Origin of the sequence: Streptomyces globisporus, from assembly GCF_003501885.1 — a bacterium.
Lineage (GTDB): Bacteria > Actinomycetota > Actinomycetes > Streptomycetales > Streptomycetaceae > Streptomyces > Streptomyces globisporus_D.
This window is the reverse complement of record NZ_QWFA01000063.1, coordinates 11,543-27,575: the sequence shown is the minus strand read 5'-3', so window position 1 is coordinate 27,575 and position 16,033 is coordinate 11,543. Positions and strand designations below refer to the sequence as shown.

The following is a 16,033-nucleotide window of genomic DNA, read 5'->3' as shown; positions in this document are numbered from 1 at the left end:
CACCCGGCCCGCGCCCTCGGCCCTCACCGGCCCGCCCCCGGAGTCGGCGGGAAGCGGCCTGGAGGCCGTGGTGCAGGCGCAGTTGGCGCTCATGCGCGAGCAGCTCAGCCTGCTCGGCGGTGCTCCCGCCCGGCCCGATCGCCCCGCAGGGACGGACACCGACGCTTCCGCCGGGGCGGTCGCGCCCACGCGGACCGCGGCCAAGGTCGGCTCGTACCACAACAACATCACGCTGGGCGACGACGGCCTCAATGGGCAACAGGCCCGGTTCCTGGCGGACTTCGTGAAGCGGTACGTGGCGAGGACCCGCCGGTCGAAGGAGTACGCCGACACCTACCGGGGGCGGCTCGCGGACTGGATCGCCTCCCTCAACTTCAACCCGAGCCTGAAGGAGACCGTCTACCCGGTCGTCGCCGACCGCTCCGCCGGCGCGCTGTTCTGGGACCTGGACGGCAACGAGTACATCGACACCGCCATCGGCTACGGCGTACACCTCTTCGGGCACAACCCCGCCTTCGTCGCCGACGCGGTCCGGGCCCAGCTGGACCACGGCTACGAACTCGGTCCGCAGAACCGGCTGGCCGGTGAGGTCGCCGAGACCATCTGCCGGATGACCGGAGCCGAGCGGGTCGCCTTCTCCAACACGGGCACCGAAGCGGTGATGGTGTCGATGCGACTGGCCAGGGCGGTGAGCGGCCGGGACAAGATCCTGCGCTTCACCAACTCCTACCACGGCAGTTCGGACGGGGTGCTCGCCGAGTCGGACGGCACCGCCACCGTCCCGCTGACCATCGGGGTCCCGCAGGGCATGGTGGAGAACACGCTGGTGCGGCCGTACGGAAGTGCCGCCTCCCTGGACTGGCTGCGGGAGAACGGCGCGGAGCTGGCCGCCGTGCTGGTCGAACCCGTGCAGTCCCGCAACCCCGGGCTCCAGCCGGGAGAGTTCCTGCGCGCCCTGCGCGAGATCTGCACCGAGCACGGGATCGCCCTCGTCTTCGACGAGATGATCACCGGCTTCCGGGTCGAACCGGGCGGCGCCCAGGCGCACTTCGGTGTCCGCGCGGACATGGCGCTGTACGGAAAGCTGGTGGCGGGCGGGCTGCCGATCGGCATCGTCGCCGGCCGGAGCGCGTACCTCGACGCCGTGGACGGTGGGGCGTGGGCGGACAGCGACGACTCCCAGCCGGCCGTGCCGACCACCTTCTTCGCCGGGACCTTCTGCAAGCACCCGCTGGCGATGGCCGCGTGCAAGGCCGTGCTCGCCCGCCTGGAGCGATCCGGGGCCGAGACGCTGGCCGAACTCAACGCCTTCACCGACGAGTTCGCCCGCCGGGCCAACGCGTACTTCGAGGAGGCCGAAGTGCCGGTCTCCATTGCGCACTTCGCGTCGATGTACAAGTGGGAGCCGGTCACACCGACGGACGTGACGCAGGCGACGCTCACCCAGAACCTGTTCTTCAAGCTCCTCAACCACCACGGCGTGTACGTCTGGGAGCGCCGGACGGCCATGTTCTCCACCGCGCACACCCGGGAGCACCAGGACCGCATCCTCTCCGCGATCCGCACCAGTGTGGAGGAGCTGCGCGCGGGCGGATTCGCGTTCCGTCGGCGGGCGGGCGCGGCCGTGTCCCCCTCCCCCGGGCCGACGACGGCGGGGACGGCGCCCGTACCCGCCGTGGCCACCGCCCCGCAGGGGCTCACGGACGTCACCTCGCTGGAGCAGCGGGTCTACCTCCTGTCCCGGATGCGCGGCGGCAACGAGCCGTACCAGATCGTCTTCGGCCTGCGTCTGGAAGGCCCTCTCGACCTGGACGCACTGGCCGCCGCCTTCCTGGCGATCGGCCGCAAGCACCCCAACCTCCGGCGGTACTACGAGGTTTCGCCGAGCGGCGTCAGGGCCAGGACCGCGCCCGAGGTCAGCCCCGAGTTCCACTTCTTCGACCGGGCCCAGGACCCCTCGCCGGCCATCGACGACGTCCTCGCCGTGATGAACGCGCCGATGGACCTGGCCAGGCCGCCGCTCTGGCGCTACGGCGTCGTCGCCCAACCCGACGGAACCCACCTGCTGGTGGTCTCCTTCCACCACATCGCCGTCGACGGCCGGTCCATCGAGATCATCTTCGACGACCTGTCGGAGTACCTGACGCGGGGCGGGCTGCGGAACGCGGAGCACTCCGACGACTACTCCGTCTTCGTACGCGCCCTCGCGGGTGCGGCGGAGCGGCCCGAGTACGCGGAGCACCGGCGCTGGTGGCGGGAGCAGTTCGCGACCCTTCCCCAGCCGCTGAGCCTCCCTACGGACTCCCCCGCACCCGAGGTCAACGACTTCGCGGGACGGCGCCACTACTTCCGCGTCGACCCCGAACTGCACCGGGCCGCCAGCGCCGTGATGCGCAAGGAGCGCACGACGCCGTCCGTCTTCTACCTGACGCTGTGGTCGCTGCTGCTCGCCAAGGTCACCGGCGACGACGACCTGTGCGTCGGCGTGCCGATGGACCAGCGCATGCTGGGGTCCTTCGAGCAGACGGTCGGGATGTTCGCCGAGTCGCTCCCCCTGCGCATCCGGCCGACCGCCGACACCCCGGTCTCCGCACTGCTGCGGGAGGTCAGGGAGACCAGCCTCGGCGCGATGAGCCACTCGCTGTACCCGTACAGCGTCCTGGTCCAGGACCTCGGGCTGGTGCGGGACCACGGCCGTAACGCCCTGTTCGACACCATGTTCATCTACACGGATGCCCGGACCCGGGCGCGCCGCTTCGGTGAGGCCACCGCCACGACCGTGGACCTCGGCGCACGGGGCTCGATGTTCGCCTTCACCCTGGAGCTGACCGAGCGCGACGGCGGACTGTTCGTCGACCTCAACCATGCGCAGGTGTACGGCGAGGAGCGCGTCGCCCGGCTGATGCACTGGTTCCGGGTGCTGCTGGCCCAGGTCGTGCGGGATCCGCACCGCACGGTCGGCGAGCTCTCGCTGCTCGACGAGGCGGCCGGTGAACGCCTGCTGGCCCTGGGCACCGGACCGGCCGTCAGCGATACGGCCCTGCTGCCCGAGCTGTTCCGTGCGGCGTGCGAGAAGCACACGCGGGAACCGGCGGTACGGTTCCGGGGCGAGGATCTCTCCTACGGGGAACTGGCCGCACGGGTGGAGCGGCATGCCGCTCTGCTGCACCGGCACGGCGTGCGCAGGGGCGACCTGGTGGGGCTGCTGCTGACGCCGTCGCCCGACCTGATCACCCTGATGCTGGCGGTGAACCGGCTCGGCTGCTCCTGGCTGCCGATGGACGTCGCCACACCGCGCAAGCGCCTCGCCGGCTTCGTCGAGACCGCCCGTCCGGCGGTGATCGTCTGCGAGGAGGAGGGCGCGGCCGCGGACCTGGGGGCCACGGTTCTGGTCCTTCCCGGGGACACGGCTCCGCCGGCGGACGGCGGGGCGCCCGCGGCCGACGACACGACCTGCGCGGCCGGTGATCCGGCGTACGTGATCTTCACGTCCGGTTCGACCGGCACGCCCAAGGGCGTCACCGTCACCAACGAGGCCCTCGCCAACTTCCTCCGCGGGATGCCCGACGCACTGCGGTGGGGCACGCGCAAGGCCGTGGCCTGCCTGACCACACCGTCGTTCGACATCCACCTCCTGGAGACGCTGGTGACCCTGGTCAGGGGCGGCACGGTGGTGGTGGCGGACCGGGGCGAGGCCAGGACCCCGGCGGGCATCGCCGAGTTCGTGGTCCGCAACGCGGTCGACTACCTGCAACTGACGCCGACCCGGCTGCGGCTGCTGCACGCCGACCCGGACGCCGCCTTCGAGGCGCTGGACGCCCTGGAGAAGCTCGTCGTCGGCGGCGAGGCGTTCCCCGAGGACCTGCTCGACGGGCTGCGCTCCCACTCCTCACTGGAGGTCTTCAACGTCTACGGTCCGACGGAGACCTGCATCTGGTCCAGCGTCAAGGACCTCACCGGCGACACCGCAGTCAGCATCGGCTCGCCGATCGACAACACCACCCTGTACGTGCTCGACGGGGACCTGCGCATGGTGCCCGAGGGCATGGCGGGGGACCTGTGGATCGGTGGCCTCGGGGTGTCGCCGGGCTACCTCGGCCGGCCCGACCTGAACGACGAGGTCTTCCGCGACGACCCGTACCGTGCGGGGCGGATGTACCGCAGCGGCGACCGGGCCGTCTGGCGGAACGGCGAGATCCACTGCCTGGGCCGGACCGACAACCAGGTCAAGGTCCGCGGCCACCGGATCGAACTGGAGGAGATCGAGCTCGCCGTCACCGCGCACGAGCGGGTCACGGCCGCCGCCGCGGTGGTCGTCGATCTCGCGCCGGGCAACCGGGTGATCCGCGGCTTCTACCAGGCCAAGCCGGGCGAGCCCCTGGCCCAGGAGCATCTGCGGGACTTCCTCGCGGAGCGACTGCCGCACTACATGGTCCCCGCCACCTTCACCGCGGTCGCCGGCATCCCGGTGACCACGAGCGGGAAGGTCGACCGCCCCGCGCTCGCCCAGCTCTTCGTCGAGCAGCCGCCGCAGGACCCGGGAGAGAGAGCCGGGGCCGGCCTGGACCGGGAACTCGTCGCCGCGTGGAAGCGGATCCTCGGGGACGTGCCCCTCGGCCAGGACGACAGCTTCTTCGACCTCGGCGGCAACTCCTTCAGCCTGATCCTGCTGCTCAACGAACTGGACGCGGTCTTCCCCGGGCTGCTGGACGTCAGCGACCTGTTCGCCCATCCCACGCTCGGCCGGCTCCGCTCCCACATCGAGGCCAAGCTGGCCCGGCAGGCGCAGGGCGGGACGACGGCCGACACCGGCGTACGGATTCCCGAGAGCTGGTTCGCGAAGGCGGGCCGGGGTGGCGGCCGGGTCGAGACGACTCTGTCGCCGCGCGTCAGGGAGGGGCTCACCCGGCTGCGCAAGGACGTGGACCGGGACACCGGGGACCTCCTCCTCGCCACCTTCGCCCTCACCCTGGGCAAGGTGCTCGACCAGGACGCCCTCACCCTGTACGTCGTACGCGGCGCGGACACCGTCATCCCGGTCGGCTTCGACTTCGCGGGGAAGGGCGATCTCCGGGAGGTCCTGGACGACGACCGGCACCGGCCCGACGAAGCACACCGGGTCGACCTCGGCGCCTTCACCGCGGGCCGCAACGCCGGCGGGAAGGTCTCCGTCGCCGTCTGCGACAGCGGCCGCACCGACGAGGCCCGTCTGCTGCGCCACTTCGACCTCGTCCTGGGGGTCGACCTTCCGGCCGGCCCGTCGGTCGTGGGCGCCGCACCGTCGGGGCTCGGCATCGGTTTCGCCCGGAAGATCGACTCCGCCGCCGCGGAGCGGCTGCTGAGCGGATACGTACGTCTCCTGGGCGCACTGAGCGAGCCCTCGCAACCGGCCCCCGCGGCCGCCCCGGCAGGCCCGGCATCAGGCCCGTCGCCCGCATCCAAGAAGTCCAGGAAGAAGGACAACTCGTGAACGACCTCGTGATCGTGTTCCCCGGCCAGGGATCCCAGTTCCCCGGCATGGGCAAGACCTGGTTCGACGCGCACCAGAGCGTCAGGGACCGCTTCCGGCAGGCCTCCGACATCCTCGGCCACTCCCTGGAGGACCTCTGCTTCACCGCGCCTCCCGGCGAGTTGACGAAGACCGTGAACGCGCAGGTCGCGCTGTTGGTTCTCGGTCACTCGATGTACGAGGTGCTGAACGCCGAGCGCACCCCGCCGGTGTCCGCCATGGCGGGGCACAGCCTGGGCGAGATCACCGCCCTGCTCGCCGCGGGCGCGCTGTCCTTCGAGGACGCGGTGCGCCTGGTCAAGGTGCGCGGCGAGGCCATGCAGCTCTGTGCGGAGGAGAACGGCGCCGGGATGGTCGCCGTCCTCGGCACGCCCGTCGCCGAAGTGGAGAAGTTCGTCGCGGAGTTCAACGCGGCCGGCGAGGGCGCGGCCCGCACCGTGCAGGTCTCGAACTACAACGCCGAGCGGCAGACCGTGCTGTCGGGCGCGCTGGACGACCTCAAGGACGTGACCGCCCATCTGGAGGAGCGCGGCTGCAAGGTCGCCCGTCTGAACGTGGGCGGCGCGTTCCACAGCACGTTCATGGCGAACGCCGTCCCCGCGTACGTACGGGCCATCGAGTCGATCGAGTTCTCGCAGCCCACCGTGCCGGTGTACAGCACGGTCACCGGCCGGATGTACACCGGCGTACAGGAGATCAAGGACGCCCTGTCCGTCCAGCTCACGGGCCCGGTGCGGTGGAGCACCGTCGTCTCCGCGCTGGCGGACCGGGAGGTCGCCCTGTGGCTGGAGGTCGGCCCCAAGCAGGTCCTCACGAAGCTGCTGCGGGATGCCGTGGACGGCGGTGCGGTGCACAGCCTCGACACGGAACCCGACGAGGCGTACGCGGCCCTCGACGCGCTCGTCGAGCGCAAGCGGCGTGAACCCGGCCTGGTCGGCCTCTGCCTCGGGGCCGCCGCCGCGACGCGCAACCGCAACTTCGACGAGCAGCAGTACAACGACGGCGTGGTCCTGCCGTACCGGCAGCTCCAGGAGCTGGGGCAGGTGGACAAGGACGCTGTCTCCGACGCGCAGAAGACCGCCGCCCTGGACCTCCTGACCACGATCATGACGACCAAGCAGGTCCCCGGGACGGAGCAGCGGGAGCGGATCGCCGCGCTGTTGGCCCGCACCGGCGACACCCACCTGCGCACGGCCACGGTCGCGGGGGTGCCGGCCGGATGAAGCCCCTGCTGGGATTCGACGATGTCGACCTGTCGCCCCTGCCCGACGACTCCGAAGCCCTGATCACCCGCGCGGCGCCCGAGCGTGCCGACGGCCCCGTCGCCATCATCGGCATGAGCGGACGCGCGGGCGCGGCGGCGGACCTCGACCAGTTCTGGGCGATGCTCCTGCGTGGCGAGGAGGCCGGCACCGGTCTCTCCGCCGAACGGCGTGCCGACGTCGAGGCGTACCTCACCGCCCGGGGAGCAGCCACTCCCGTGGCGCCCGAGCGGTACATGAAGGGGACGCGGCTGCCCTCGGTGGCCGAGTTCGACCACCGCTTCTTCTCCCTGTCCCCGCAGGAGGCCAAGACCATCGACCCGAACCAGCGCATCTTCCTGGAGACGGCGTGGGCCGCCCTGGAGGACGCCGGTTATCTGAACAAGGAGATCCGGGGCGAGCGGGTCGGCGTCTACACCGGGATGTCGGCGGACTTCGGCGAGGACTACCGGGCGGTGATCCAGGCCGTCGCACCGGACGCACCGGAGGTCTCCGTGGCGGGCAACGTCAAGTCCATCATCGGGAGCAGGCTCTCCTACCTGCTCGATCTCAAGGGCCCCTCGCTGCTCATCGACACGGCCTGCTCGTCCGGCCTGGTGGCCGCGTACACGGCCTTCCGGGCCGTGCAGAGCGGCGAGTGCACGATGGCGGTGGTCGGGGCGGCCAACACGGACCTGCTGCCGGTCACGGCCGACGCCTCCGGCATCGGGTTCAAGGACATCCAGGACACCTCGTCGTCGGACGGCCGCACCCGGACCTTCGACCGCGCGAGCGAGGGCACCCGCCCCGCCGAGGGGTGCTTCGTCTTCGTGCTCAAGGCCCTGGACCTCGCGGAGCGGGACGGCGACCACATCCACGCCGTCGTCCTGGGCGGCGCGGTCAACCAGGACGGCGCGTCCAACGGCCTCACCGCCCCGAACGCGGACGCCCAGGCCGACCTGATCGAGGCGGCCCTGAACGACGCCGGGGTCGGCGCGGAGCAGATCGGCTACATCGAGGCGCACGGCACCGCCACCCGGCTCGGCGACCCCATCGAGGTCAGCGGGATCACCCGGGCCTTCGCCAGGCAGACGGCCCGCAAGCAGTTCTGCGCCATCGGCACCGTCAAGACCAACATCGGGCACATGGACAATGCCTCCGGTCTGGCCGGGCTGGCCAAGCTGGTCCTGTCCATGAAGCACCGGACCCTGCCCGCCAGCCTCCATTTCGAGGAGCCGAACCCGAACATCACCTTCCCGCAGACCCCGCTGTACGTGAACGACACCACGGCGGTGTGGACCGACGACCCGGGGAAGACCCTGTACGCGGGGATCAACAGCTTCGGGCTGAGCGGCACCAACTGCCATCTGGTGGTGCGCAGTCCGGACCCGGCCCCCGAACGGAACCGGGCGGAGGGGGCGGCGCCGAAGTGCCTGTTGCTGCCGCTGAGCGCCCGTGACGCGGCGGGCCTGCGACGGCTCGTGGAGCGCTACCGCTCCTTCCTGGCGGCGCACGGGGACGTGGACCTCGCCGACCTCGCGTACACCGCGTCGGTCGGCCGCCTGCACCACCAGGCACGCGCCGCGTTCACCTTCGCCTCCCGTGCCGAACTGGCCGAACTGCTCGGTCGCTTCCCCACGGTGCCGGCGTCCGCCGACGACCCGGACCTCTCCGGGGACGCACCCTCCGACCTCGTCCACGGAGAGTTCCGCGCGGTCCTGGAGCGGTCGGCCACCACCGGCCCCGGCGCACTCACCGAGGCCGAACGCGCCCTGCTGAGCGACCGCGCCGGCGAGCTGCTCGCGGCGGGAGCGCGGGACCGGGACGCCCTTCGCCGCGTCGCCGCCCTGTACGTGCGGGGCGCCGACGTCGACTGGGCCTCCACCGCCCCCGCGGACGCCCGGCGGATCCCTCTTCCCACCCATCCCTTCGAGCGCACCCGGTGCTGGGTCGAGTCCGGTCACCGCCGCCCCGCCGGGCTGACCGGGGACGCCGCACTCCTGCGCTCCTGGGACCGGGACGTCCTGGTGTCACGGATCGGTCCGGACACGATGTGGGAGCTGGCCGAGCACCGGATCCAGGGCGTCAGTGTGCTGCCCGGCACCGGTCTGGTGGAGATGATCGTGGAGACCCTGCAACGGCTGGGCCGCGGCACGGCGACGACGCTGCGCAACATCCGCTTCGAGCTGCCCCTCGCCGTTCCCGACGGCACCCTGGCCGAGGTGCACGTCGTCGTCGAGACCGGCGACGACAGCGGCCGGATCACCGTCGCGACCCGGCAGCCGGACGGCGCGTGGGTGCGCAACGCCACCGCCGAGGTGCTGGACTCCCCGGTGTCCCCCGCCACGTACGACATCGAGAACGTACGCGGCCGGATGACCCGTGACCTCGTCCTCGACGACGACGTGGACCGGGCCAACGGCCTGATCATCGGCGAACGGTGGACCGGCAGCGTGCTGTACGGCCTGGCGGACGACGACGGGACCGAACTCCTCTACGCGCACGAACTGCCCGCCGCCTACCGGGACGAGGCCCACGACTACGTGCTCCATCCGGCCCTGCTGGACGCGCTCATCAACGCGCCCAACACCGTCTACGAGGAGGACCGGCTCTACCTGCCCTTCTCGTACGGCCGGCTCACCCTCCACCGCCCCTTGCCCCCACGGGTGTTCACCCACTTCCGCAAACGGCCCGAGTCCCTGCCCGGCCAGCTGTACGTCTTCGACGTGTGCGTGGTCGACCCGGAGGGGCACGTCGTGCTGACCGTGGACAACTACTGCATCAAGTCGGCGGCCGGACTCGACCTGACACAGGGCACGGAGTACGGCTGGGTCCCCTCGTACCGGCGGACGACCACGGCGCCCGCCCCGGCCCCGGGGCGGGGAACCGTCCTGCTCGCGGGGGGTTTCGGCGACGCCCTGGAGGCCCTGACCAAGGAGCTCCGGGCTGCCGGGCACGACGTGGTCCACGTGCCCGACGCCGGGGATCCGGTCGCCGTCGACCGGCTGGGCGGCAACCGCGCCTTCGCCTTCGGTCTGCTCGGCGGCGCCCCGGCCGACCCGGCCGCCCCGCTCGCCGACCGGACCGTCGGGCCGGTCGAGGACGTCCTCGCCCTGCTCGGAGCCGTTTCGGAGCACCGGTGCACCTTCGACGAGGGCCTGCTGGTGCTGACCCGCAACGCCTTCGCGGTGACGGGCCGGGAGAGCACCGTCGACCCGGGCCAGGCCGGGGTGGCGGGACTGGCCCGCGTCGCGGCCCTGGAGTACCAGGGTCTGGCGATCCGCTGCCTCGACGGCGACGAGCACACGGGGCCCGCCCGGGTGCTCGCCGAGGCCCGCGCCGCCGACCGGCCGGCGTTCCTGCTGGACCGCGAGGGGCAGAGTTACGAGCCCCATCTCGCGAAGTCGCCGGTTCCGCTGCGGCCCGAGGGCGAACTGCCTCTGCCGGCCGACGGCGTGATCGTCGTCTCGGGCGGCACCGGCGGTCTCGGCACCGCGGTGGCACGGCAGTTGGCCCGCCAGGGCGCCCGCAGGCTCGTCCTGCTGGGCTCGCCCGTCGCGGACCCGGCCCGCGAGCCCCACCTGGACGGCGTCCACGCGGAGATCGCCGCCGAGGTCGAGCACTTCGAGATCGTGCGGCTGGCCCTGGAGGACAGGGAGTCGGTCGAGCAGGCGGTAGGGGACATCCGTGCCCGGCACGGCAGGATCTCCGCCGTCCTCCACCTCGCCGGGCGTCCGGGCATCGGCTTCCTGCACACCAAGAGCACCGAGGCGTTCCGTGACGTCTACCGGCCGAAGGCCCTGGGCGGCGTGCACCTGCACGAGGCCACCCTCGCCGACGACCTGGAACACTTCGTGGTGTTCTCCAGCATCGCCGCCCTCGAACCGACCGCCGGACAGGCCGACTACACCGCCGCCAACGCGGCCCTGGACAGCCTGGCCCAGCTCCGGGACCGCACCGGGGCGCCCTCGCTCAGCATCCAGTGGCCGGCCTGGCGCGAGACCGGCATGGCGATGCGGCTGGACGCGGTGGACGAGGACGAGGTCTTCCCGCCGCTGGACACCGCCGAGGCCGTCGATCTGCTCGCGGCCCTGATGTCCCGCCCGGACCGTCCGACCGTTCTCATGCCCGGCACGATGCGCGCTCCCGCCGCCGGGAGCGGGGCGGACCGCGTCCGCGCCGCGGCGCCCGGGGGCGGCCGCGAGGTCGTGCTGCACGGCATGGAGCATGTCGGCGAGATCGAACGGAGCGTCGCCGAGATCTGGGCGGCGACTCTGGACGTCCCCGAGGTCGACGCCTACGACGATTTCGGGGAACTCGGCGGGAACTCCCTGCTGATCGCGCAGATGTCGAAGCTCTACGACGCACGCTATCCGGGCCTCATGGACGTCGTGGACCTGTTCCGGTACACGTCCGTCGCGGCGCAGGCGGCCCACCTCAAGGAAAAGCTCGGAATCACCCCGGCCGAGGCAGCCGAAGCAGTTGCCGATGCGCCCGTCCCGGCTGCGGACGACGGTGAGATCGACCGGCTGCTCGACCTTGCCGAGCAAGGCGTGGTCTCCACCGAAAGTTCCCCCGGCCTCATTCAGGAATCGGAAGTCACATGGAAAATGTGAAGGCATTCATTCTCTCGCAGGTCGCCAACCGGCAGCTGGGCAGGGAAGACGCCAAGAAGCTGCTGCTGGAGCTCTCGGCCACCCACGTGCAGCAGGACATCGCCGTCATCGGGCTGGCAGGCCGGTTCGCCGCCGCGCCGAACGTCGACCGGTTCTGGGAATACCTGAGCGTCGGGCACCACTGCATCCGGGACTTTCCGCAGGCGCGGAAGACCGAGATGCTCGAAATGCTGCGGAACCCCTATTACACGGAGCTGATCCTCGGCGCGCCGATAGCCGAGTCCGACATCGACCGGATGCACGCCCCGAGCGGATATCTGGACCGGATCGACCAGTTCGACGCCCGCTTCTTCGGCATACCGCCGCTCGAAGCCGACTACATGGACCCGCACCAGCGGATCGCCCTGGAGGTGGCCCAGGAGGCGCTGGAGAACGCCGGTTACGGCGGCGACAGCGTCCGGGGTTCGAGGACCGGCGTCTTCCTCGGCAGGGACCAGACGAACCACTCGTACTACCGGATGCTCTCGGAGAACCACCCGATGCAGCTGGCGGGCTCCTGGGAAGGGCTGGTGGCCAGCCGGATCTCCTACCAGCTCGACCTCAAGGGCCCCTCGCTGATGACCGACACCGCCTGCTCGGCGGGGGCGGTCTGCATCCACCAGGCGATCCAGTCACTGCTGCTGGGCGAGTGCGACATGGCGCTGGCCGGCGGTATCAACCTCTCCCAGGGCGGCGAGGTGAAGGCCGAGTTCCTGGCCAGCATGTCGTTGGGCAGCGTCGAGTCCCACGACGACCTCGTCCGCACCTTCGACGCCGAAGCCAACGGAACGCTGTGGGGCGAGGGCGCGGGCATCGTCCTGCTGAAGCCGCTGCGCCGCGCGCTGGCCGACCGCGACCACATCCGGGCGGTCATCAAGTCCTCGGCCGTCAACAACGACGGGGCCTCCACCAGCATCACCGCCCCCGACGCGCTGATGCAGGAGAAGGTGATCCTCGACGCGTGGGCCAAGGCGGACATCGACCCCGAGACGCTGTCCTACGTGGAGGCGCACGGCACCGGCACGGTGCTCGGCGACCCGATCGAGATCAAGGGCCTCACCAACGCGTTCCGCAAGCACACCTCCCGCAAGCAGTTCTGCGGCATCGGCTCGCTCAAGACGACGGCGGGCCACCTGGTGGCGGCGTCCGGCGCGGCGTCCATCGCCAAGGTGGTGAAGTCCCTGGAGACCGCCACCCTCGCCCCGTCGGCCAACTTCAGCGTGCCCAACCCGTTCATCGACTTCACCAACAGCCCGCTGTACGTCAACGACCGGCTCACGCACTGGGAGAGCGGGGGCGGCCCCCGTCGCGCCGGGATCAGCTCCTTCGGCTTCATCAGGACCAACTGCCACATGGTCCTCGAAGAGGCTCCGAAGTACGCGAGCGAGCCCGCCCGCCGCAGCCGCTACCCCTTCACCCTCAGCGCGATGTCCGAAGCCGCCCTCGGTGAACTCCTCGACCGTTACGCGCAGATGCTCGCCGGCGAGTGCCCCTGGTCGCTCGCCGACATCTGCTACACCTCCTCGCTCGGCCGGGGCCACTACGAGCACCGGGTCCTGATCGTCGCGTCGGACAAGGCGGAACTCGCCCAGTCGCTCGACCGGCTGCGCCGTCACGGTCCCGGGACCGACGAGCAGCGGGGCGTCTTCCACGGCGTGCACGCCGTCGTCAGCGACAAGAAGACCTCGCGGGAGCCGGGCGACCTCACCGCCCGGGAGGCCCGACGCCTGTCGGACGAGGCGGACGCCGCCCTCGCCGAGCACCGTGCACACGGCGAACCGGCCACTCTGGCAGCCGCCGCCACCGCCTATGTCCGGGGCGCGACCGTCGACTTCGGCCGTCTCTACACGGACGAGGCCCGCCGCCGGGTGCCCCTGCCCACATATCCCTTCGAGCGCACCCGCCACTGGGCCAAGCCGATGAAGACGCAGGTCCGGGGCTTCGGCCGCGGTCCGGAGCATCCGCTGCTCGGTGTCGAGACCACCCGTACCGCCGACTCGGCGGTCTTCGAGAACTCCCTGTCCGCACAGACCCACTGGGTGCTCGCCGACCACCGCATCGACCACCGTCCGGTGGTCCCGGGCACGACCTACCTGGAGATGGCCCGCGCCGCCTACGCGGCGGTGGCCGACAGCGGGGCGATGCGCTTCGAGAACGTCTTCTTCCTCACCCCGCTCGCCGTGGAGGAGGGCACGTCCGCCACGGTGCGCACGGTGCTCGACCGCTCCGGGGACGCCTATGCGTTCCGGGTGGAGAGCCGGCGCGGCGACGAGTGGCTCCGGCACGTGGAGGGCCGGGTCGGCGCGCTGGCCGGACCCGTTCCGGAGGCCGCCCCGGACCTCGAAGCGGCCAGGCGCGACGCGACCGAGGTCCTCGACCCGTACCCGGCCGAGACCGACACGGGGGTCTTCCAGTTCGGCCCGCGCTGGGACTCGGTGCGCGCCCTGTGGCGCAACGCGCCCGACGGGCGGGCCACCGCACTGCTGGGGCTCCCGGCCGGCACGGACGACGAGAGCGCGGTCTACGGCCTGCACCCGGCCAAGCTGGACAACGCGGTGAACCTCATCTCGCAGAACAGCGGGCAGACGTTCCTGCCGTACATGTACAAGCGGTTCGAGCTGTACGGGCCCATGCCGGCGACCTTCCACACGACGATCCGCACCGTGCGCGACGACAGCCGCGACGGCGAGACGATCACCTACGACGTGGACCTCACGGGTGCGGACGGGCGGGTCTTCGCCCGGATCACCGATTACACCGTCAAGAAGGTCGACTGGGAGCGCTTCAGCCTGGACGGCCCGCGCCGCTACCTGGAGACCGTCTGGGTCCCCGCTCCCGCGGCCGAACAGCCCACGGCATCCGACGCCGCGGTGTGGGCCGTGCTCGCCTCCGGGACGGAGGAGGGCCGCGCCCTCGTCGCCGAAGTGACCGCCCAGGGCCACCGCGCCGTGCCGGCCTATCTGACCGGGACCACCGACGCCGCGCGGGACTCCTTCGCCCCCGACGACGCCGGAATGAGCCTGCTGTGCGAGCGGCTGCGTTCCGAGGGGGTCCAGGGCATCCTGTTCGCCACCGACCTCACGGCGGACAAGGGCGCCTCCCACGAGGAGCGCCGGGCGCGGGGTGTGGACGCCCTGTTCGCCCTCTACCAGGGCCTGCTGACCCACCGGGTCAAGCCCGCGCTGGGCCTGCGCGTGCTCGGCCGGGACACCTGGGACGTCGGCGTCGGCACTCCGGGGGCCGACCCGTACGCCGCCGCCACGTCGGCGCTCGCGCTGGTGATCGGACAGGAACACCTCGCGGTGGGCGTTCTCGACGCGGGCACCGGAACGGACCTGTCCCGGGCGGTCCGCGAGAGCCTCGGCACGGCAGATCCGCTGCCCAGGGCCCTGCGCGGCTCCGCGACGTACGTCCGGGAACTGCGGCGGGCCGAGACGAACGAGACCCCGGACGACACCCTGTACCGGGACGGGACCTTCCTGATCACGGGCGGCACGGGCGGCCTCGGCCTCGCTCTCGCCCAGGAGATGGCGCGGCAGGGGGCCGCCCGGATCCTGCTGGCCGGCCGCCGTCGGCCGACCGGGGAGGCAGCCGCCCGGATCCGCGAACTGGCCGGCGCGGAGCACGTGCTCTGCGACGTCTCCCGGGCGCAGGAGGTCCGCGAGCTCGGCGACCGGCTCCGCGCCGAGGGCGTGGTGCTCACCGGCGTCGTGCACGCCGCGGGCATCGCGGGCGACGGGTTCCTCGCCACCAAGGAGGCCTCCGTCTTCCGGGACGTACTCGCCGCCAAGGTCGACGGCAGCGTCGCGCTCCTGGAACTGACCCGGCAGCACCGGGATGCGTTCCTGGTGTTCTTCTCGTCGATCACCGCGCTCACCGGCGGGCGCGGGCAGGGCGACTACTGCGCCGCCAACGCCTTCATGGACTCCCTCGCCGCCCGGGCGCGGTCCGAGGGGATCCGGGCGCTGTCGGTCAACTGGCCGTCGTGGACCGAGGTCGGCATGGCCGCCGCCTACGGGCTGGGCACGCACGACGCGCCCTTCGTGGCCGTGTCGGTCGAGCGGGGGCTGTCGTGGCTGGCCCACTTCGTGGCGCACCCGGCATCCGGTGTGGTGCCCTCCGAGGTCAACCCGCCGGTCCTGAAGGACCACCTCGGGGAACTGCCCTTCCGGCTCGGCGCGGAGCTGTCGGCGGCGCTGGAGAACGCCGCCGCGGCGGCGGCGGCCCAGGGCCGCGACGGGGCAGAGGCGCGTCTCACCGGCCAGTCGGACCCGACGCCCACCGAACTGCGGGTGGGCGGGATCTACGGGGCGGTCCTCGGCCTCGCCGAGGTCGACGCGCACACCAGCTTCCAGGACCTGGGCGGCAACTCGCTCGTGACCGCGCAACTGCTCGCGCTGGTCGACGAGGCGTTCCCGGGAGCGGTCGACATCGCCGACCTGTTCTCGTACGCCACGGTCGCCGACCTCGCGGGCTACATCGACGAACAGCTGCCTTCGGCGGACGAGGGCGGGAAGGCCGAGCCGGACGCCCGGGAGAACGCCTCGCTCCTGGAGGCGCTGGACGAGATCGGCGACGCCGAACTGACCAGCCTCTTCGCCGAGTCCGACGTCAGCGGGGGGAACTGA

Annotated in this window: 4 protein-coding genes; all 4 read left to right on the top strand. The window is 71.9% G+C overall.

The window, feature by feature from the left end:
* The first annotated feature begins 91 nt into the window (after positions 1-91).
* The 4 genes from D3105_RS14295 to D3105_RS14280 are packed head-to-tail and all read left to right on the top strand — an operon-like array spanning position 92 to position 16,033.
* Entirely contained in the window at positions 92-5,470 is a 5,379-nt protein-coding gene (locus D3105_RS14295) for a non-ribosomal peptide synthetase (RefSeq protein ID WP_240646903.1), read from the top strand.
* On the top strand, positions 5,467-6,732 hold the full coding sequence (locus D3105_RS14290; protein ID WP_118903598.1) for an ACP S-malonyltransferase: 1,266 nt from the start codon (positions 5,467-5,469) through the stop codon (positions 6,730-6,732). The genes D3105_RS14295 and D3105_RS14290 overlap by 4 nt, the downstream gene beginning before the upstream one ends.
* Complete coding sequence (locus D3105_RS14285) at positions 6,729-11,366, top strand: SDR family NAD(P)-dependent oxidoreductase (RefSeq protein ID WP_118903597.1); 4,638 nt, start codon at positions 6,729-6,731, stop codon at positions 11,364-11,366. The genes D3105_RS14290 and D3105_RS14285 overlap by 4 nt, the downstream gene beginning before the upstream one ends.
* The gene (locus tag D3105_RS14280; protein ID WP_118903596.1) at positions 11,354-16,033 is read left to right on the top strand and encodes an SDR family NAD(P)-dependent oxidoreductase; all 4,680 of its coding nucleotides are present in this window, start codon (positions 11,354-11,356) and stop codon (positions 16,031-16,033) included. The genes D3105_RS14285 and D3105_RS14280 overlap by 13 nt, the downstream gene beginning before the upstream one ends.

Coding starts and splice junctions, on each gene's coding strand:
- D3105_RS14280 (WP_118903596.1), top strand. CDS start 11,354: ATGGAAAATGTGAAGGCATTCATTCTCTCGCAGGTCGCCAACCGGCAG.
- D3105_RS14295 (WP_240646903.1), top strand. CDS start 92: ATGCGCGAGCAGCTCAGCCTGCTCGGCGGTGCTCCCGCCCGGCCCGAT.
- D3105_RS14285 (WP_118903597.1), top strand. CDS start 6,729: ATGAAGCCCCTGCTGGGATTCGACGATGTCGACCTGTCGCCCCTGCCC.